Genomic DNA, 18,967 nt, shown 5'->3' on the forward strand with positions numbered 1-18,967 from the left:
CGTAGTCACCATGAGAATTCTTGTCACGGGTGGCACCGGCTATATCGGTTCGCACACCGTTCTGTCCCTCCAGGAAGCCGGCCACGACGTGGTTGTCATCGACAACCTCGTGAACTCCAGCGAGGAGTCCCTGCGCCGGGTTGCCGAACTGACCGGCAAGACGGCGGCCTTCCACCACGTGGATCTCGTGGACGAGCCCGCCGTCGAGCAGGTCTTTGAGCAGCACGCCATCGACGCCGTGATCCACTTCGCCGGGCTCAAGGCCGTGGGTGAATCCGTGCAGGAACCCCTGGCGTACTACTACAACAACATCGTGGGCACCCTGAACCTGCTCCGAGCCATGGACAAGTACGGCGTGCGCTCCATCGTCTTCAGCTCCTCCGCAACGGTGTACGGCGAGCACAACCCCACGCCCTACATCGAGAAGATGGAAATCGGAGCCAACAACCCCTACGGCCGCACCAAGGAACAGATCGAGGACATCCTGACCGACCTCGGCAACGCTGACGAGCGCTGGCACATCGCCCTGCTGCGCTACTTCAACCCGGTGGGCGCCCACCCGTCCGGCCGCATCGGCGAGGACCCGCAGGGCATCCCGAACAACCTCGTCCCGTTCATCGCCCAGGTGGCCGTGGGCCGCCGCGAGAAGCTCATGGTGTTCGGCGGCGACTACGACACCCCGGACGGCACCTGCCAGCGCGACTACATCCACGTCGTCGACCTCGCCGATGGCCACGTGGCAGCCCTCAACCACATCGCTGACCGTCCGGGCGTCCGCCGCTGGAACCTCGGCTCCGGCAAGGGCTCCTCCGTGCTGGAGGTCCTGCGCTCCTTCGAGAAGGCCGTCGGACACGCGCTGCCCTACGAGATCACCGGCCGCCGCGCCGGGGACCTGCCCGCCTTCTGGGCCGATGCCTCCTCCGCCCTGGCGGACCTGGGCTGGTCCACCACCAAGACCGTGGACCAGATGTGCGAGGACCACTGGCGCTGGCAGAAGAACAACCCCTTCGGCTACAACGCCTCCTGACCCAACGCGGGGTCACTTACGGCCCGTCATGCCCCCTGGCATGGGCCGTACGTGACCCCGCGTTGCGTCTTGCAGGAGCGTGGAACGACAAAGCGGCCGCCCACCTCAAGAGGTGGGCGGCCGCCGTCGTTCAGTCCTTCAGACGTTCAGTCCTTCAGACGTTCAGTCCTTCGGGAGTGAGGCGTCCTTGCGTCAGTTGGCCGGGTAGTTCCGCTCGGGTTCCCCTGTGTAGAGCTGCCGCGGGCGGCCGATCTTGGTCTGGGGATCGTTGATCATTTCGCGCCACTGGGCAATCCAGCCCGGCAGGCGGCCGATCGCGAACAGCACGGTGAACATCTTCTCCGGGAAGCCCATGGCCTTGTAAATCAGGCCGGTGTAGAAGTCCACGTTCGGGTAGAGCTTGCGCTGGATGAAGTAGTCGTCAGCCAGGGCCTTCTCTTCGAGGCGCATGGCGATGTCCAGGAGTTCGTCGTTGCCGCCGAGCTTGCCCAGGATCTCGTGTGCCGTTGCCTTGATGATCTTGGCGCGGGGATCGTAGTTCTTGTAGACGCGGTGTCCGAAGCCCATGAGGCGGACGCCGTCTTCCTTGTTCTTGACCTTCTCCATGTAGTCCTCCGGCTTGATGCCATCGGCCTGGATCTGGCGCAGCATCTTCAGCACGGCCTCGTTGGCGCCGCCGTGGGCAGGGCCGAAGAGGGCGTTGATGCCGGCGGAGACGGAGGCGAACAGGTTCGCGTTTGAGGAGCCGACCAGGCGGACGGTGGACGTGGAGCAGTTCTGCTCGTGGTCCGCGTGCAGGATGAGGAGGAGGTCCAGGGCCTTGGTGACCACCGGATCCATCTCGTACTGCTCGGCCGGCAGGCCGAAGCTCAGGCGCATGAAGTTCTCCACAAGGTTCATGGAGTTGTCCGGGTACAGCATGGGCTGGCCGATGGACTTCTTGTGCGCGTAGGCCGCGATGACCGGGAGCTTCGCCATGAGGCGGATGGTGGAAACTTCCACGTGCTCCGGGTTGAACGGGTCCAGGGAGTCCTGGTAGAAGGTGGACAGCGCCGAGACGGCCGAGGAGAGCACGGGCATCGGGTGGGCATCGCGCGGGAAGCCGCCGAAGAAGCCCTTGAGCTCCTCGTGCAGCAGGGTGTGGCGGCGGATCTTCTGGTCGAACGCTTCCAGTTCCGTGGGGCTCGGCAGGTTGCCGTAGATCAGGAGGTAGGAAACTTCCAGGAAGCTCGAGTGCTGGGCGAGCTGCTCAATGGGGTATCCGCGGTAGCGCAGGATGCCGGCGTCACCGTCAATGTAGGTGATGGCCGACGTGGTTGCTGCGGTGTTCATGAAGCCGGGGTCATAGGCCACGGCGCCCGTCTGCTTCAGCAGCTTGGAAACGTCGTATCCTTCGTTTCCTTCTACAACCTTGATGCGCGGCAGCTCAAGTTCGCCGCCGGCATGGCGCAGTGTCGCGCTGGTGGTCTCAGTCATGGAGTCCCCTTCATGAGGCCTCTGGGCCTCTGTAGAAAGCTTGATCCAACCAACATCTGGTCTCGCCGCCTGCGGCCCTGCTGGCGCAGGGTTCCAACGGCCAATCGGCTTTCTTGTTGAAAGCCACCATTGATAGTCAGTTAAAAAGCTACCGCCAGTAACCCCCCGGAACTAATCCGCTCCGGACGGTTACTGGCGGATTTCCGCGCCTTGTGTCACAAGTCACAGCATTGTTACCGGCCCGTGTTCAGCCGCTCGACGGCGGCGTCGATCCGTTCGTCGCTGCCCGTGAGGGCGACGCGGATGAATCCGTTCCCGGCGTCGCCGTAGAAGACGCCGGGGCCGACCACGATCCCGAGTTCCGCAAAGCGGGCCACCGTGTCCCAGGTGGCCTCGCCGGCCGTGGACCACAGGTAGAGGCCGGCATTGGACTCATGGATTGTCAGGCCGAATGCCTCAAGGGCCGGCACGATGCGTTCACGGCGGCCGCGGTAGAGGTCCTTCTGCGCCAGCACGTGGCTGGAGTCGCCCAGGGCGACCCGCATGGCTTCCTGGACGGGGAAGGGAACGATCATGCCGGCGTGCTTGCGGCTGTTGACCAGGTTCGCCATGATCGCCGAATCGCCGGCGACAAAGGCCGCCCGGTAGCCTGCCAGGTTGGACTGCTTGCTCAGGGAGTAGACGCACAGCAGCCCGTCCGTGGATCCGCCGGTTACCCGGGGATCCAGGATGCTCGGAACCGCTTCCCCGCCGCGCTGGGCATCCCATGCGTCCCAGCCAAGCTCCGCGTAGCATTCGTCGGAGGCCACAACGGCACCGATTTCGCGGGCCTGGGCGACGATCCGGTGCAGCGATTCGATGTCCCGGACGCTGCCGGTGGGATTGCCCGGGGAGTTGATCCAGATGAGCCGGACCCTGGCCCGCGTTGCCGCGTCCAGTTCGTCCAGATCGTCCGCGGCCACGGCCGTGGCACCGGCCAGCATGGCCCCGATGTCGTAGGTGGGGTAGGCCACGGTGGGCCGTACCACCACATCGCCTGAGCCCAGTCCCAGCAGGAACGGCAGCCAGGCCACCAGTTCCTTGGAGCCGACCGTGGGCATGACGTCCTGGGGATCCAGGCCCGGCACGCCGCGCCGTGCGGCGAACCAGTCCACCACTGCCTGCCGCAAGGCTTCGGTGCCGTGGACGGTGGGGTAGCCGTGGGCGTCCGATGCGGCGGCCAGCGCCTCACGGACCAGCCCCGGCGTGGGGTCCACGGGCGTCCCGATGGAGAGGTTGACGGCTCCCCCGGGATGCTTGCCGGCCGTGGCGACATAGGGCGCCATGGCCTCCCACGGGTAGTCAGGCAGGTTCAGGCCGAATGCGGGTGCCGCGGAAATCACAGGAAGCAGCCGCCCTTAGTGGTCTTGGTTCTGCGGCGGAAGGGCTGCGATGAAGGGGTGGTCCTTGCCAGTGTTGCCGATCTTGGCAGCGCCACCCGGGGAACCGAGGTCGTCAAAGAACTCGACATTGGCCTTGTAGTAGTCGGCCCATTCCTCGGGGGTGTCATCCTCGTAGTAGATGGCCTCCACGGGGCACACGGGCTCGCAGGCTCCACAGTCGACGCATTCGTCGGGGTGGATGTAGAGGGAACGCTCACCTTCGTAAATGCAGTCAACAGGGCATTCCTCGATACATGCCTTGTCCTTGACATCCACACACGGCTGCGCGATTACGTACGTCACGTCCCGACCTCTCCACGTTGTCCCGGACTGCTCCGGGTGAGACTCCCGGCACTTGGGCCGGACATTAGAATTCTGACCCTATTATCCACCAGTGCGATAACTCGAACCTACCCGGGCGTCTTAGTATGAAACGGTGAATCAGCCATTCCAGTACCCGCAGGAGTTTCTGCTGCGTGCCGCCGCCGGCATCCGTGTGGTGGTCCGGTACCGGATCGACGGCGGCCTGACCGATGCACTGGGCCAGCTTCTGGCCGTCGGCAGGGACTCCTGCACCGTCCGCACCCGTACCTCCGACGTCGAGATTCCGCTGGACCGGGTGGTCGCCGCGAAGGAAGTCCCGCCCGCGCCGGCCCGGCGACAGGCCGCACGGGACTGAATCACACGCCGGGTCCGGTCAGTCTGCCTCCGGGGCGTCGGGAAGCTTCTTCATCCGCCGCAGCGGCGAGAACCACACCGGCGCGCAGCACGCCAGGCTTCCTGCGACTCCGATCCACATCGTGGTGGTGACGCCCAGCCAGCTGCCCAACACCCCGGACGCCAGTGCCGCCAGCGGCATGACTCCCCAGACAACAAAGCGGATCGAGGCGTTCATCCGCCCCAGCAGCCGTGGCGGGCAGACGCGCTGCCGCATGGAGAGCTGCATGATGTTGTAGATCAGCACGCCGAATCCGAAGCCGAACTCCGCGATGACCAGCATCACGGCGGCGGCCAGCTGGCTCGGTGCGAAGACCGACAACGGCACCAAGGCCAGGAAGACGGCGCTCAGCAGCGAACCGAGCGGGATCACCGTACCTTCCCCCAGCCAGGCGGCGACCTTCGGTGCGGAAACGGCACCCACAAGTCCCCCGGCCGCCCCGACCGCCATGATGACGCCCATGTTGTGGGCCCCCAAGTCGAGCGTGCGCAGGACCAGGACAGGGAAGAGCGTCAGGGCAAGGGTGGTGAAGAAATTGACGCCCGCCGTGCAGACCACGATCCGGCTGATCAGGGGATGGCGGAAAACGAAGGAGAGTCCCTCGCGGACCTCGTGCGCGAGGGGGCGGCGTTCCTGCACCGGGGCCCGGCGCTCGCCGTCCTTGGTGGCGAGGAGGAACAGTGCAGAGAAGAGATAGCCCAGGGCTTCGCCGGCCAGGATCAGCGGCGCGGAGACCAACAGCAGCAGCCCACCACCTGCTGCCGGGCCGCCGATCCGGGCAATCTGTGCGGTGGCCTCAAGCTTCGAGTTGGCCTGCGGCACGTTCGCCGCCGGAACCAGCACGGGGATGTAGCTTTGGTAAGCGACGTCAAAGAACACCGTTGCCGCGCCCAGGACGGCGGAAACCACGAACAAGTGCCAGATCTGCAGGGTCCCGGACCACCACAGCAACGGCAGGGACGCGATGGCCGCCATCCTGATGAGGTCCGCCGCGATCATGGTGCGGCGCTTGAGCCAGCGGTCCACCCAGGCCCCGGCGGGCAGGCCGATGACCAGGAAGGCGGCAAGTGCCGAGGCGCCGAGGGCCCCGACTTCAAACTCCGTGGCGCTGAGCAGATCCACGGCCAGGACCGCGAACACCAACTGCCCCAGCTGGGTTCCGAACTGGCTGGCCGCCTGTCCGCTCCAGAACCGGAGAAAGTTGCTGTCCCGCCACAGCGAGGTGGCGCGCTCGAGTCCGGATAGCCGGATCGGCGTGCCGGAAACCGGCGAGACGTCTTTGCCCACTGGCACAGTCTGGTTCAGCTGGCGGCCCGGGTCAAACACCTAGCCAAGGTGTCGCCGGCTTTGCCGCCTCAACCGCGCGGCGACGACCAACATCACTATGGTGACGCCCGCGATCCCGTAGACCCAGGTGTTCCCGGCCGGATCGGCGAGGATGAGCTGCTTGCCTGGCCCGGCTGCCGCCAGCGCGCCCACGGCTGCGTAGCAGACGATCCCGGCAACCGCCGTCGGGAGCAGTGACCGCGACCAGGCAGCCAGCCACAACTGGACTGCAGCCAGCAGGACAAGCGCGGCGGCCGCTCCCCAGGAAACGTCGACGCCGGCAATCACCGCAGACTGTCGGTGCAGCGCCGTGCCTGCCAGGGCAGCAAAAAGAGCCGCCGGCACGGCCGCGGCAAAACCGCGCGCCGCACCGGCGACTCTCTTGTTCACTACCCTAACCGGCCGGACTATGCCTTGGCGCGGGCGCGGGTGGCCTTGGCGCGCTCGTTGGAGTCCAGGATGACCTTGCGGATGCGGATGGACTCAGGCGTAACCTCGACGCACTCGTCCTCGCGGGCGAACTCAAGGGACTCCTCAAGGGTCAGATCGCGCGGCGGCGTCAGGTTCTCGAAGGTGTCGGAAGAAGCAGCACGCATGTTGGTGAGCTTCTTTTCCTTGGTGATGTTGACGTCCATGTCGTCTGCACGGGAGTTCTCGCCGACGATCATGCCCTCGTAAACCTCGGAGGTGGGCTTCACGAAGAAGGAACCGCGCTCCTGGAGGTTGATCATGGCGAACGGCGTGACCACACCGGCGCGGTCGGCGACCATCGAACCGTTGGTACGGTATTCGATCGGGCCGGCCCACGGCTCGTAGCCCTCGGAGATGGAGGCCGCGATGCCGGCGCCGCGCGTGTCGGTCAGGAACTTGGTGCGGAAGCCGATCAGGCCACGGGCCGGAACGATGAATTCCATGCGGCACCAGCCGGTGCCGTGGTTGGCCATGTTGGTCATGCGGCCCTTGCGGGCAGCCATGAGCTGCGTCACGGCGCCGAGGTACTCTTCCGGTACGTCGATGGTCATGTGTTCCATCGGCTCGTGGATCTTGCCGTCGATGGTCTTGGTGACAACCTGCGGCTTGCCCACGGTCAGCTCGAAGCCTTCGCGGCGCATCTGCTCAACGAGGATGGCCAGCGCGAGCTCGCCACGGCCCTGGACTTCCCAGGCGTCGGGACGCTCGGTCGGGAGAACCTTGATGGAGACGTTACCGATCAGTTCCTTGTCCAGGCGGTCCTTCACCTGGCGGGCAGTGACCTTGGCGCCCTTGACCTTGCCGGCCAGCGGCGAGGTGTTGATACCGATGGTCATGGAGATCGCGGGATCGTCCACGGTGATCAGGGGCAGCGGCTGCGGGTTCTCGACGTCGGTGAGGGTTTCACCGATGGTGATCTCCTCGATGCCGGCGACGGCGACGATCTCGCCCGGGCCAGCGGACTCGGCCGGGACGCGGTCCAGTGCCTTGGTGGCCAGCAGTTCGGTGATCTTGACGGTCTTGAGCTCGCCGTTGGCACGTGCCCAGGCAACCTGCTGGCCCTTGCGCAGGGTGCCGTTGTAGATGCGGAGCAGGGCGAGACGGCCCAGGAACGGCGAGGCGTCCAGGTTGGTCACGTGTGCCTGCAGCACGCCGTCCGGGTTGTACGTCGGGGCCGGGATGTGCTCGATGATCGTCTTGAACAGCGGCTCAAGGTCTTCGTTGTCCGGTGCGGAACCGTTTGCCGGCTGGTCGAGGGATGCGCGGCCAACCTTGGCGGCGGCGTAAACGACGGGGACTTCGAGGACCTTGTCCAGGTCCAGGTCCGGAACTTCGTCGGCGAGGTCCGAAGCCAGGCCCAGCAGCAGGTCCATGGACTCGTGGACAACTTCATCGATGCGGGCGTCGGGACGGTCAGTCTTGTTGACCAGGAGGATGACCGGCAGGTGCGCAGCCAGGGCCTTGCGCAGCACAAAGCGGGTCTGCGGCAGCGGGCCCTCGGAGGAGTCGACGAGCAGGACCACGCCGTCGACCATGGACAGGCCGCGCTCCACCTCGCCACCGAAGTCGGCGTGGCCGGGGGTGTCGATCACGTTGATGGTGATGGTCTCGCCGTTGGACGACGGGCCGTTGTAGGCAACCGTCGTGTTCTTGGCGAGGATGGTGATGCCCTTTTCGCGCTCCAGGTCACCGGAGTCCATCACACGGTCTTCGAGGTGGTTGTGCTCGGCAAAGGAGTTGGTCTGCTTGAGCATGGCGTCGACCAAGGTGGTCTTTCCGTGGTCAACGTGGGCCACAATCGCGACGTTGCGCAGGTCACTGCGCGATGCAGTGTTTGCGGCGGTGTTGGTGGTGGTTTCAGACATGCGTAATGGCTCGATTCAGTGGTGAAGTCAGCTGTTGTATCGCGACATTTCCAACTGGAACGCACGACGGATTAGACCCGTTAACACAGGGCACCTTCCAAGAGTCTAGACGATATGGTATTTATTGGCCTAAAAATGACCCTGGGCACCACAAATTTGTGGCCTTCATCACACATTAACTGCCGTGGGCAAGGCTCCTCTTTCCGGCTGGTCATTCGGTCCCGGATGGCCGAGTATTGCAAGGACAGCAGGACCCATCCCGGAGAACATCGATGCGAACCACCACGGCCTTGATGCGCAGAGCCGCGCCGTTGATTGTCGCCGCCATGCTCCTGGCAGCCTGTGGGGCACCCACGGCGGATCCGATGCCCTCCGGTGCGGCATCCACCCCTTCTGCTGCCGCAGGCCAAGCCTCAGCCCCGCAGACGGCACGCGAACAAGGGGCCGTCCCCCAACTGCCCGTCGGTTCCCTCTACAAGAATCCCGCCAGCCAGCGCAACGAGCGGATCGTGGCCGATGTTGAACACACCGCCGTGCTGATCGGGGACTCCCAGTCCGAGCCGGACAACTCATGGCCACAGCGTGCCATCGCCGCACTCGGCTACAAGGTGCACCTCGTGGGCGGCGGCGGGACCGGTTTCGTGGCCGGTACTGCGGCCATCGGCAACTACGTCGATGCCCTGCAAGAGGGCGACTGGGCGCTTCCTTACGGCGATCCCCCCTTGGTGGTCATCCAAGGCGGCGGAAACGACGCGTCACGAGGGATTCCCGACGCCCAGATCCAGGCCAACGCCGTCAAACTCATCGCGGCTCTCAGGAAGCGCTACCCGGAGGCCCGGCTGGTCCTCGTCGGGACCCTGGCCAGGGGCGCCGCCAACGGCGGCGGACGGCGCACACAAGTGGATGCCCTCCTCGGACGGGTTGCGGCCAAGGAAGGCGTCGCCTTCGTCAGCGTCGGCGATTGGCTGACCCGGTACGACGCCGCCGGTGACCTTTTGGACGGCGTCCACCTGAAGGCCTCCGGCCACGCGAAGCTTGGCCCCATCCTTGCCCGCAGGCTTGCCGCTTTCGGCCTCGGCATCGGCCTGCCGCCCGGCGGCGTCAAGCCCTTGCCCGTGCAATAGCTCCTGTCAGCAAGCGCAAAGAGCCGGTGGCTCCTCCCTGGGAGGAACCACCGGCTCTTTCATGCTGCTGGCGTCAGGGACCGCTCAGGCCACCTCTGGCGGCAGCATGAGGCTGGCGCCGGGAATCGCGTTGAGGAGTGCCTTGGTGTACTCCTGCTGCGGGGCATCGAACACATGGTCCGTGGTGCCCGTCTCGACGAGCTTGCCCTTCTGCATCACACAGACATGGTCGGCGATCTGCCGGACCACGGCGAGGTCGTGGGTGATGAAGAGGTACGTCAGGCCAAGGTTGGACTGCAGTTCGGCGAGCAGGTTCAGGACCTGGGCCTGGACAAGGACGTCCAGGGCCGAAACCGCTTCGTCGCAGATGATCACTTCAGGATCCAGTGCCAGGGCCCGGGCGATTGCCACGCGCTGGCGCTGGCCGCCGGAGAGCTCGTTCGGGTACCGCTGCATGCTGGACTGTGGCAGCGCCACCTGGTCCAGCAGTTCCCGGACCTTCTTCTCGCGGCTCGCCTTGTCTCCGATCTTGTGGGTCCGCAGCGGCTCCTCGATGGTCCTGAAGATGTTGTACATCGGATCCAAGGAGCCGTACGGGTCCTGGAAGATCGGCTGGACCCGGCGCCTGAACTTGAAGACCTCACGGCTGTTCAGCGTGGAGGTATCCACGCCGTCGAAGATGATCTTTCCGGACGTCGGCTGCAGGAGGCTCAGCACCATCTGGGCCACCGTGGACTTGCCGGAACCCGACTCCCCCACGATCGCCGTCGTTGTTCCGCGCTTGACGCTGAAGGAAACGTTGTCCACCGCGGTGAAGTCCGTAGACTTCGCGAATCCGGAGCGCAGCTTGAAGACCTTGCTCAGGTTCTCAACCGTCAGCACGTCCTCGGGGAGCGCCTTCTCAACGAATGCTTCCGAGGGGGCCAGCAGTTCCTGCGACTCAATGCCCTGCTCCTTGGCCGCCTGGATGCGGCGGGAAGCCAGCGACGGCGCCGAAGCGACCAGGCGCTGCGTGTAGGGGTGCTGCGGGTTGCGGAGCAGTTCCAGCGAAGGACCTGCCTCGACCACCTGGCCGCGGTACATGACCACCACCTTGTCGGCACGCTCGGCAGCGAGGCCAAGATCGTGGGTGATGAGCAGGACAGCGGTCCCAAGGTCCGTTGTCATGGTCTCGAGGTGGTCCAGGATCTGCCGTTGTACGGTCACGTCCAAGGCCGACGTCGGTTCATCGGCAATCAGCAGCCGGGGCTGGCATGACAGGCCGATCGCGATCAGGGCACGTTGGCGCATGCCGCCCGAAAACTCGTGCGGGTACTGCTTTGCCCGGCGGGCCGAGTCCGGCAGTCCCGCCTCCGCAAGGACCTTGGCGACGTCGGCAGGATTGCTCTCCTTGCCGTTGGCGCGCAGGGTTTCGCGAACCTGGGCACCGATCTTCCAAACCGGGTTCAGGTTGGACATCGGGTCCTGGGGCACCATGCCGATGGTGTTGCCGCGGAGTTCAATCATGCGGCTTTCCGAGACATGGGCGATGTCCTCGCCGTCGAGCAGGATCTGGCCGCCGGACACCCGGCCATTGGCCGGCAGGAGGCCGATGGCGGCAAGGGCCGTGGTCGACTTCCCCGAGCCCGACTCCCCCACAATGGCGACGGTCTCGCCGGGCATGATGGTCAGGTGGGCGTTCTTGACCGCCTGGAAATCACCGTTGGCAGTCTGGAAGGTGATTTCCAGGTCCTTGATTTCGAGCAGCGGCCGCTCATCGGGAGTGCCGGCCTCGTTGATGGTGACGTTGGACGTCGTCATGTGTGAATCCTTCATCGCTGGCGGCTCTTGGGGTCCAGGGCGTCACGCAGGGCATCGCCCAGCATGATGAAGCTCAGAACCGTGACGGACAGGGCCAGGGAGGGGTAGAGCAGGACCTCGGGGTTGGTCCGCAGGGTTGACTGTGCAGCCGAGATGTCATTGCCCCAGGACATGACGTGCCCGGGCATGCCGATGCCCAGGAAGGACAGCGTTGCTTCGGTCACGATGAACACGCCAAGCTCCATGGTGGCCAGCACGATGATGGGCGCCAGGGCATTGGGCAGCACGTGGCGGATCAGGGAGCCGATACGCGAAACACCAAGGGAGCGCGCTGCAGTGACGAAGTCGGCATTGCGGACCTCGATGACGGCGCCTCGGGTAATACGGGCCATCTGGGGCCAGCCGAGCATCACGATCACCATGACAACGGTCCATACGCTCTTGTTTTCGCGGAAAAACGGCAGCTGGGTGATGACCAGGGCGCCGAGGACCAGCGGCAAGGCGAAGAAGATGTCGCCAAGACGCGCGATCACGGCGTCGATCCAGCCGCCGTAGAAGCCGGCCAGCGCACCGAAGGTAACGCCGATGATGAGAACGCAGATAACAGAGAACACGCCGACGGTCAGGGAAGCCTGCGTTCCGTGGATGATGCGCGAGTAGATGTCACAGCCCTGGAAGGTGAAGCCCAAGGGGTGGCCTCCAGTGGGCCCTGCCAGAGAGTCGGCGAGCTGGCAATTGTTGTTCGGCGGCGTCTGCGTGAACAACCCGGGGAACAGGGCCACAACTACCAGCAGCGCGATCATCAGCGCCGAAATGATGAAGAGGGGCCGGCGGCGGAGTTTCTTCCAGGCATCTGCCCACAGGCTCAGCGGGGCGGCGTCCACTTTCAGGGTGTCGGTGGCCAGCAGCGGGGTTTCGTCGATCGGAGCAACGTAGTGCTCGATTTGGCGGTTACTTTTCATAGCGGATCCTCGGGTCAAGCCAGGCGTACAGAAGGTCGACCAACAGGTTGGCAAACACGAAGACCAGCACCAGGATGCTGACGATGGCGACCACAGTGGGGCCTTCGCTGCGGAGAACGGCTTGGTACAGCTTCTGTCCGACGCCCGGGACGTTGAAGATGCCCTCCGTGACGATGGCGCCGCCCATGAGTCCGCCCAGGTTGGCGCCGAGATAGGTGACCACGGGAATCATGGAATTGCGCAGGATGTGGGCGAGGACCACGCGCGGCCGCGACAAGCCCTTGGCGGTAGCTGTGCGCACGTAGTCCGCGTTCATGTTTTCAATGACCGAAGCGCGGGTGAGGCGCAGCACGTAGGCAAAGGACACCAGACCGAGCACCGTGGCGGGAAGGAGCAGGCTGCCCCAGTCAGCGTTGGAACCGACCGTGGGCTTGGCCCAGCCCAGCTGCACGCCCACGACGAACTGCAGGACGAAGCCCAGGACGAACGTGGGCACGGCGATGACGACGAGCGAGGCCACCAGGACGGTGGAGTCGAAGATCTTGCCGCGGCGCAGACCGGCCACCAGGCCGAAGGCCACACCAAAGACGGCCTGGATGATCAGTGCTTCAACGGCAAGCATCGCGGTGACCGGGAAGATCCGGCCCAGGGTGGCCGCGATGGGCTGGCCCGTGAAGTCGACGCCGAGGTTGAGGGTGAAGAGGTTCTTGAGGAACAGCCCGTACTGGACCCAGAAGGGCTGGTCAAGGTTGTACTGCTGGCGCAAAGCCGCAATGACGGCCTCACTCGGGGGCCGGTCGCCGAACAACGCGGCGATTGGGTCACCCGGGAGGGCAAACACCATGAAATAAACGAGCAGGGTGGTTCCCAGGAAGACCGGGATGACCTGGAGCAAGCGCCGGAGGATGTACTGGATCACAGCTGCACCTCCGAGGCACTGGTGGAACTAAGGGGATTCATATGGGACAGCTTTCCTGCCGGATTCAAGGCCATGGGGGCCCGGCCGTGGCCGGACCCCCAATGGTTTATTGAGTTTGGACTGGTTCCTGAAGGACTACTTGGCGGTGATGTTGTAGTACTGCAGAACACCGTTCCAGCCGGAGTCAACGTTGGTAACGTTCTGGCTCCACACGGCCTGGCGGGCCGAGTACCAGAGCGGCAGGTTGGGGAGGTCCTTGAACAGGACTTCCTGGGCCTTCGTGAACTTCGCGTTGGCATCCGCAGTGGACTTGGCGCCCAGGCCCTCATTGAGGAGCTTGTCGAATTCAGCGCTGCTGTAGCCCTCGTAGTTGGCACTTGCACCGGTCTTCAGGAGCGGGCCCAGGAAGTTGTACAGCGAGGGGTAGTCGGCCTGCCAGCCTGCGCGGGTGAAACCGGGAAGGGTCTTGGCCTTGCGCAGGTTCAGGATTTCAGCGAACTTGGCGAAGGGCTGGCCCTCGGCCTTGATCCCGAGGTTGTTCTTCAGGTTGTTGGCAACGGCGTCGATCCATTCCTTGTTGCCGCCATCGGTGTTGTAGGCGAGCTGCAGGGTCTTGTCTGCAGGCCACTTGTTGATGGCTTCAGCCTTGGTCCACAGTTCCTTCGCCTTGGCGGCGTCGTACTTCAGGACATCGGAACCGGCAACGTTGTCGTTGTAGCCGTCAACCGACGGAGAGGTGAAGTCCTTGGCCGGGATACGGGTGCCGCTGAAGACAACCTTGGTGATTTCCTCGCGGTTGATGGCCATGGAGATGGCCTGGCGGCGCAGCTTGCCGGCTTCGCCCTGGAACTCCGGCAGGTAGCCGGGGATGTTCAGGGTGGAGTTGCCTGCATAGGCCTTGTTGAGGTTGTGGTCCGGGAAGTCCGTGGTGAACGTCTTGAGGGCGTTCGTCGGCAGGACGTCGGTGACGTCAAGGTTGTTGGCCTGGATGTCCGTGTAGGCGGGAGCCGGGTCAGTGTAGAACTTGAAGGTCACGCCGCCGTTCTTGGCAGCACGGGGGCCGCTGTAGTCGGCGTTCTTGACGAGGGCGATCTGGCTGTCATGCTGCCAGGCGCCGGTGGCGGCCATCTTGTACGGGCCGTTGCCGATCGGGTTCTCGCCGAAGGCCTTCGGATCCTTGAGTGCGGCGGAGGGCAGCGGCATGAAGGCACTGTAGCCGAGGCGGAGCGGCCAGTCGGCTTCCGGCTGGGACAGCTTCACCGTGATGGTGGAATCATCCTTGAGCACCAGGCCGGACATGGTCTGCGCGGTGGGGGCAGGCGTTTCGACTTCCTTGCCGTCGGCCCCGGTTTCCTTCTTGGTGGCGCTCACGTCAGCGTAGCCCTCGACTGATTCGAAGAAGCTGCTGTTGGCCTGGACGTTGGTGCTCAGAGCTGCATAGTTCCAGGCGTCCACAAAGCTCTTGGCGGTGACTTCCTCGCCGTTGGTGAACTTGGTGCCCTTCTTGACCTTGATGGTGTAGTTCTGTCCATCAGGAGACTCGATGGACTCAGCAATAGCGTTGACTGACTTGCCACTGGGGTCGTAGCTGGTCAGGCCTTCGAACAGGAGCTCAACCACGCGCCCGCCGTACACCTCGTTGGTGTTGGCCGGCAGCAGCGGGTGCTGCGGTTCGTTGCTGTAGGCGGTGATGATCTTGTTCGGGTCGCCTGCTGCCTGGGTGGAGCCGGTGGTGCCGGAGCCACCGCCGCATCCGGTGATGGCCAGAGCGGCGATTGCCGCAATGCCGAGAGCTTTGGAAGTGCGCGAGAAACGCATTCCGCCTCCTATTAGTCGTGGAGTTGGTCAAGGAAAATTCGTGATTTCCCCCCGAGGCAAGCACAGATTCCTACTGTGACGTTGCCTACATGTATGTGTAAGCCTAACCACATTGAGTCCGGAATGTGGAACACAATTGCCAAACTGTAACCGTTCCGCAACCTGACAGTTTGCGTAAAGTCTCCGAAATTTCAAGTCACAAGTTACCCGATGGTAGTATTCGCCTGTCTGACAGCAGGACAGGCATGATATCCGGCAAGCAAAAACCCCGGTTCCAGGGGAACAGATGACTCGAAGGGTAACCTCGCACCGTTTCCCAGGCGCGCCTTTTGGCCCCCGCCCACCATGAAGATCAGCCGTACACCGATCACTAAAGGAAGCCCATGCCCAACTCCTCCCGACCGTTGCGCAAGCTTGGATTCCTCACTATCGGCCTGTTCGATCCGGTGGATCCGGCCGCGGGCCACGAATCGACGTTGCAGGTCATCGAACTGGGCGAGCGGCTTGGGTTCGACAGCGCCTGGCTGCGCCACCGCCATCTTCAATTCGGAATCTCCTCCCCCATTGCGGTCATGGCCGCGGCCAGCCAACGCACCTCCCGGATCGAACTTGGAACCGCTGTGACCCCGATGGGCTGGGAAAACCCGTTGCGCCTGGCCGAGGACCTGGCCACCGTAGATCTGCTCGCCGGGGGGCGAATCAATCCGGGCCTGAGCGTCGGCGAACCAATGCACTACGACACGGTGAAGCAGGAGTTGCACCCGGATTCCGCCGGCCTGGAGGACTTCAGCTACGCCCGGGTGGAGCGGCTTGCGCGTTTGATTGCCGGGGAACCGGTCCGGGAATTTTCCGGCAAGCAGGGCGTCGTCGAGGAGTTCTCCAACCGCGTCGAGCCGCACTCCTCAGGGCTGCGTGACCGACTTTGGTATGGGGCGGCAAGCAACAAATCGGCCATCTGGGCCGGGGCAAACGGATTCAACCTGCTCTCCAGCAGCGTGATCTTCCCCGAAACGAACCAGGAACCGGTGTTTGCCCAGATCCAGCAATCACAGATCCGCGCCTACCGTGAAGCTGCCGCGGCAGCAGCCCAACCGCACGGAGCCGCCCGCGTATCGCAAGGCCTGGTGGTGATCCCGACCGATTCGGCGTCAGCGAACCAGCGCGAAAAGTACCAGCGATACGTCGATGAACGCACGCCCCGGACCCGGGCGCCGCAGGGGCCACGAGGGATGCTGTTCGCCCCCGACCTCATCGGCACCAGCGAACAGATCGCGGAACAGCTCTACGCACACGCGGGATTCCAGGAGGTCGACGAAGTGGCGTTCGCGCTGCCCTTCAGCTTCGACCATGAGGACTACGTCCAGATCCTCACCGACATCGCCACCACCTTGGGCCCCGCCCTGGGTTGGTCCCCGGCCGGGTAGGCGTTGCCCGACTGCCCGCGGCCACTGCAAGCCCCTTGAAGCGCACGCTGAGACCGAGAATCCACCGGGGACCAACGGATCATTGCCGGGGCTGTCTGCTTGTCTTGCGGACCTGGCGTGGTCATGGCGGGCATCATCCGACCATGTAGACCATGCCGCGTCCCTCAGCAGCGAGGTTCGCCGTAAAGGTCCGCGCCTGCCGAAGGTAGCTCACGACATAGTCGACCTCACCATCAAAGTCCCGACTGAAGCAATGCGATTCCCGCAGCCGCGACTCCACGTCCTCGTCAGAGACATCTTCCAGGTCCCTCGCGACACCCAAAACCTCCGGTGGGGTCAATGTCCGCACCCAAGGCTCCCAACCCATGTCGTTCATGACCACTGCGCCCTCGAACATCCGATAGGCAGGACGGGCGATCGGGTCTGGTTCCGCTGGTGCAGTGGGGCACTGCAAATGCCGCCATGCTTTGTCGAGGTACAGCATGTTCCGATAAGGCACCGCTTGCTCAAACGTCGGGGTGCTGATCGTGGCACCGTGTTCGAATCCCCATGCATCGGCGAGCGGATCATCGGAGAGAAAGCTGAGAGGATGGCAAGGGCTTGATCGGTCAGGTTGCCGTCGAATGCGTACGCGTAGTATCTGATTCCCATTCGCCAAGCATCGCCGGACTGCGGGCTGCACGTAACCGCCGCCTTCGGGTATGTGGATAAACCCTTGTGGTTCCTTGGCAGCGAGGGCCAGCTCCTCCCAGTGCCAGGGACTCCGTCCCTTACTGCCCGAGCACCTAAATGCTCCGTTTCAGCCCGACGTGGGCAGTCCGATATCCGAGTCGGGTGTAGAAGGCTCGAGCCCGTTCCCGTGCTTCGTCTGTGGTTACTTGTGCCAGTTGCGCCCCACGCGCACGCCCAAAATTGTGTGCCCACTCAAGCATCGCGGTGCCCAAGCCATGTGAACGTTCCGCGGCCGCAACTCGCAGTCCCTCGATCTGTAGTCGGGAAGAACCACCCCGGGAAAGACCCGGAATGACCGTCAATTGCATCGTGGCAACGATGCGATCGGCACCATTGCGGACAACCCCAAGATAGTTGGAACTGTCGCGAACAACCACGTTGTAGGCCGCCTCGTATCGTTCGAGCCCGACGCACTCACGATCGGGACCGAACTGATCATCAGACAGCAGCGCGGCGATGGCCTCAACATCATCGCGCCCCGCCCGTTCCAGCCTGAAGGTCCGGCCCCCCACCCGCAGCAGTCCTCGAACCGAGGATCGAGCATCTGCCTGCAAACGAGCGACCAGCAGATCAAGCCATCCGCCGACGTTGGCTCGAGCCTCAACGGTGTCGGGATAACGGCATCTCAAATGCAAACCGGACTCGTCCAGGATGAACCAAAGCATGACGCTGTCGGTGTCGATTGTCGCGCTCACATAATGGGCGTCGAGTCCGACGGAGTCGATACGCACCGGCAGTCTGCGCAGGTCCAGCCAGGAGATCGCGAACATACCAGGAGCCACAGGCATGCCGCCCCATGGAGCCAGCACGTCCGCGAGCGGCCACGAGCCGAGCTGCACAGCCTCTTTTACCGCTGCCGCCGCAGCGCGCGGCTCGGCGACCGCCGACTCAAGTACCGAATTAGTAATGAACCAGCCGACCGAGTCATGCCATTTGTCGTCGAAGCGGCTATGCACCGGAAAAACGGCTCGCAGCGGGGTTCCCGCCAACTCGCGGGTCACCGCAGTCATCGCAACCACAGCGAGTGCTAGCGTCGAGACACCGTCATTGCGGGCCTGCGCAGCAAAGGCGGCACCGTCGTCGAGATCGAATACATCGCGCACTTCTACACGCTCGCGCTGCGGATCGGGCGCACCCAGGGGCAGGGGGAATTGCGGCATTACGCCGCCGCTGTCCCCGATGATGTCTTCCCATCGGCGACGAACGTGGTCCGGCGCCGCATTCCGATCCAGCAGTGCTTGCGTGTGTTCAACAAATGCCGGCGCTGGCCCGGGCCATGGTTCACGGCCCGGCGTCCCAGCGTCGAGCGCCGACAGCAGGTCGCGCGCGATCACCAGCATCGACCACATATCGACGTGGGCGTGGTCGGCGGCAATCACGACGGTGAATCCAGCAGCAGTCTCCAATACGCACAGCCGGTGTGAGGGCCGTGCGTATGGCGAACATGCGGCATCGAGAATGTCCCGCACCGCGTCATTGACAGCCTGACCCGGAGATATCTGATGCTCGACCCAGGTTCCCGGAGCAATATCCATTTCGTGAAGCTCCGGATCACCATCCGCACCGGGCACGAATGCCGTTCGCAGTGTGCCATGACGGGCGATGACAGCCAGCCAGGCATCGGCCAGTGACTCACGACGAGTTGGAGCAGGCAGCCGAAAAGACAATGCCATCCAAGAGCCGGGGCGCTCGCCTGCCCCCACATGGAGCCGCTGGTCAAAAGACACTGGAAGGCGCCGGCTGAGCGCAGACGCACTGACGTCGTAGCCCCAAAGTCGTCCGAACGGTAGGCGCAGGTGCGAGACGTTGGTCAGCCGCATGGCAGCATCCTATCGCCCCAGATAACCTGAATGCTCAACGCGGCCGCTTAAGGTGACGCGGTCA

Annotated in this window: 16 protein-coding genes; 4 read left to right on the top strand and 12 right to left on the bottom strand. The window is 64.1% G+C overall.

Annotated features, from left to right (window positions below; translation table 11 throughout):
* Nucleotides 1-10: 10 nt before the first annotated feature.
* Entirely contained in the window at nucleotides 11-1,027 is a 1,017-nt protein-coding gene (gene galE, locus NVV90_RS14455) for a UDP-glucose 4-epimerase GalE (RefSeq protein WP_258437966.1), read from the top strand.
* Nucleotides 1,028-1,219: 192 nt separating this feature from the next.
* Here galE and NVV90_RS14460 read toward each other — a convergent pair whose 3' ends face one another.
* From NVV90_RS14460 to fdxA, 3 genes are all read right to left on the bottom strand, one after another.
* A complete protein-coding gene (locus NVV90_RS14460; protein WP_258437967.1) occupies nucleotides 1,220-2,503 on the bottom strand; it encodes a citrate synthase in 1,284 nt (427 codons plus the stop codon).
* 233 nt (nucleotides 2,504-2,736) lie between these two features.
* Nucleotides 2,737-3,885, bottom strand: a complete 1,149-nt coding sequence (dapC, locus tag NVV90_RS14465) for a succinyldiaminopimelate transaminase (protein ID WP_309304062.1) — start codon at nucleotides 3,883-3,885, stop codon at nucleotides 2,737-2,739.
* A gap of 15 nt (nucleotides 3,886-3,900) precedes the next feature.
* Complete coding sequence (gene fdxA / locus NVV90_RS14470) at nucleotides 3,901-4,227, bottom strand: ferredoxin (RefSeq protein ID WP_018776555.1); 327 nt, start codon at nucleotides 4,225-4,227, stop codon at nucleotides 3,901-3,903.
* A gap of 133 nt (nucleotides 4,228-4,360) precedes the next feature.
* Here fdxA and NVV90_RS14475 point away from each other — a divergent pair, with 133 nt between their 5' ends.
* Nucleotides 4,361-4,603 carry a hypothetical protein gene (locus NVV90_RS14475; RefSeq protein ID WP_258437968.1) on the top strand — a complete coding sequence of 81 codons (243 nt, stop codon included), beginning with the start codon at nucleotides 4,361-4,363 and terminating at the stop codon, nucleotides 4,601-4,603.
* An 18-nt stretch (nucleotides 4,604-4,621) separates the two neighbouring features.
* Here the strand turns inward: NVV90_RS14475 and NVV90_RS14480 are convergent, their stop codons facing one another.
* The 3 genes from NVV90_RS14480 to typA are packed head-to-tail and all read right to left on the bottom strand — an operon-like array spanning nucleotide 4,622 to nucleotide 8,304.
* Complete coding sequence (locus tag NVV90_RS14480) at nucleotides 4,622-5,929, bottom strand: MFS transporter (RefSeq protein ID WP_258437969.1); 1,308 nt, start codon at nucleotides 5,927-5,929, stop codon at nucleotides 4,622-4,624.
* A 39-nt stretch (nucleotides 5,930-5,968) separates the two neighbouring features.
* The gene (locus tag NVV90_RS14485; protein WP_258437970.1) at nucleotides 5,969-6,358 is read right to left on the bottom strand and encodes a hypothetical protein; all 390 of its coding nucleotides are present in this window, start codon (nucleotides 6,356-6,358) and stop codon (nucleotides 5,969-5,971) included.
* A 17-nt stretch (nucleotides 6,359-6,375) separates the two neighbouring features.
* Nucleotides 6,376-8,304: a translational GTPase TypA gene (typA, locus tag NVV90_RS14490; RefSeq protein WP_258437971.1), complete on the bottom strand. Its 1,929-nt coding sequence runs from the start codon at nucleotides 8,302-8,304 to the stop codon at nucleotides 6,376-6,378.
* A gap of 272 nt (nucleotides 8,305-8,576) precedes the next feature.
* On the opposite strand from typA, the gene NVV90_RS14495 reads away from it, so the two are divergent.
* Nucleotides 8,577-9,428 carry an SGNH/GDSL hydrolase family protein gene (locus tag NVV90_RS14495; RefSeq protein WP_258437972.1) on the top strand — a complete coding sequence of 284 codons (852 nt, stop codon included), beginning with the start codon at nucleotides 8,577-8,579 and terminating at the stop codon, nucleotides 9,426-9,428.
* Between the two features lie 84 nt (nucleotides 9,429-9,512).
* Here the strand turns inward: NVV90_RS14495 and NVV90_RS14500 are convergent, their stop codons facing one another.
* The 4 genes from NVV90_RS14500 to NVV90_RS14515 all read right to left on the bottom strand — a co-directional run bounded on the left by NVV90_RS14500 (nucleotide 9,513) and on the right by NVV90_RS14515 (nucleotide 14,927).
* The gene (locus NVV90_RS14500) at nucleotides 9,513-11,228 is read right to left on the bottom strand and encodes an ABC transporter ATP-binding protein (RefSeq protein ID WP_258437973.1); all 1,716 of its coding nucleotides are present in this window, start codon (nucleotides 11,226-11,228) and stop codon (nucleotides 9,513-9,515) included.
* Nucleotides 11,229-11,239: 11 nt separating this feature from the next.
* Nucleotides 11,240-12,190 (bottom strand): ABC transporter permease, encoded by a 951-nt coding sequence (locus tag NVV90_RS14505; RefSeq protein WP_258437974.1) that lies wholly within the window; start codon nucleotides 12,188-12,190, stop codon nucleotides 11,240-11,242.
* Nucleotides 12,180-13,109 (bottom strand): ABC transporter permease, encoded by a 930-nt coding sequence (locus NVV90_RS14510; protein WP_258437975.1) that lies wholly within the window; start codon nucleotides 13,107-13,109, stop codon nucleotides 12,180-12,182. The genes NVV90_RS14505 and NVV90_RS14510 overlap by 11 nt, the downstream gene beginning before the upstream one ends.
* Before the next feature lie 135 nt (nucleotides 13,110-13,244).
* A complete protein-coding gene (locus NVV90_RS14515; protein WP_258437976.1) occupies nucleotides 13,245-14,927 on the bottom strand; it encodes an ABC transporter substrate-binding protein in 1,683 nt (560 codons plus the stop codon).
* A gap of 383 nt (nucleotides 14,928-15,310) precedes the next feature.
* Here NVV90_RS14515 and NVV90_RS14520 point away from each other — a divergent pair, with 383 nt between their 5' ends.
* The gene (locus NVV90_RS14520) at nucleotides 15,311-16,351 is read left to right on the top strand and encodes an LLM class flavin-dependent oxidoreductase (RefSeq protein WP_258437977.1); all 1,041 of its coding nucleotides are present in this window, start codon (nucleotides 15,311-15,313) and stop codon (nucleotides 16,349-16,351) included.
* A gap of 133 nt (nucleotides 16,352-16,484) precedes the next feature.
* Here the strand turns inward: NVV90_RS14520 and NVV90_RS14525 are convergent, their stop codons facing one another.
* Both NVV90_RS14525 and NVV90_RS14530 read right to left on the bottom strand, forming a co-directional pair.
* Nucleotides 16,485-16,835: a YfbM family protein gene (locus NVV90_RS14525; RefSeq protein WP_258437978.1), complete on the bottom strand. Its 351-nt coding sequence runs from the start codon at nucleotides 16,833-16,835 to the stop codon at nucleotides 16,485-16,487.
* Between the two features lie 301 nt (nucleotides 16,836-17,136).
* Complete coding sequence (locus NVV90_RS14530) at nucleotides 17,137-18,903, bottom strand: GNAT family N-acetyltransferase (RefSeq protein ID WP_258437979.1); 1,767 nt, start codon at nucleotides 18,901-18,903, stop codon at nucleotides 17,137-17,139.
* Nucleotides 18,904-18,967: the final 64 nt, after the last annotated feature.

Origin of the sequence: Arthrobacter sp. CJ23 (assembly GCF_024741795.1) — a bacterium.
GTDB lineage: Bacteria > Actinomycetota > Actinomycetes > Actinomycetales > Micrococcaceae > Arthrobacter.

What these genes read in the sequence shown, in the direction of transcription:
- NVV90_RS14515 (WP_258437976.1), bottom strand. Translation starts at nt 14,927, where the DNA reads ATGCGTTTCTCGCGCACTTCCAAAGCTCTCGGCATTGCGGCAATCGCC.
- NVV90_RS14495 (WP_258437972.1), top strand. Translation starts at nt 8,577, where the DNA reads ATGCGAACCACCACGGCCTTGATGCGCAGAGCCGCGCCGTTGATTGTC.
- NVV90_RS14530 (WP_258437979.1), bottom strand. Translation starts at nt 18,903, where the DNA reads ATGCGGCTGACCAACGTCTCGCACCTGCGCCTACCGTTCGGACGACTT.
- NVV90_RS14460 (WP_258437967.1), bottom strand. Translation starts at nt 2,503, where the DNA reads ATGACTGAGACCACCAGCGCGACACTGCGCCATGCCGGCGGCGAACTT.
- NVV90_RS14500 (WP_258437973.1), bottom strand. Translation starts at nt 11,228, where the DNA reads ATGACGACGTCCAACGTCACCATCAACGAGGCCGGCACTCCCGATGAG.
- NVV90_RS14525 (WP_258437978.1), bottom strand. Translation starts at nt 16,835, where the DNA reads ATGCTGTACCTCGACAAAGCATGGCGGCATTTGCAGTGCCCCACTGCA.
- NVV90_RS14505 (WP_258437974.1), bottom strand. Translation starts at nt 12,190, where the DNA reads ATGAAAAGTAACCGCCAAATCGAGCACTACGTTGCTCCGATCGACGAA.
- NVV90_RS14520 (WP_258437977.1), top strand. Translation starts at nt 15,311, where the DNA reads ATGCCCAACTCCTCCCGACCGTTGCGCAAGCTTGGATTCCTCACTATC.
- typA (WP_258437971.1), bottom strand. Translation starts at nt 8,304, where the DNA reads ATGTCTGAAACCACCACCAACACCGCCGCAAACACTGCATCGCGCAGT.
- galE (WP_258437966.1), top strand. Translation starts at nt 11, where the DNA reads ATGAGAATTCTTGTCACGGGTGGCACCGGCTATATCGGTTCGCACACC.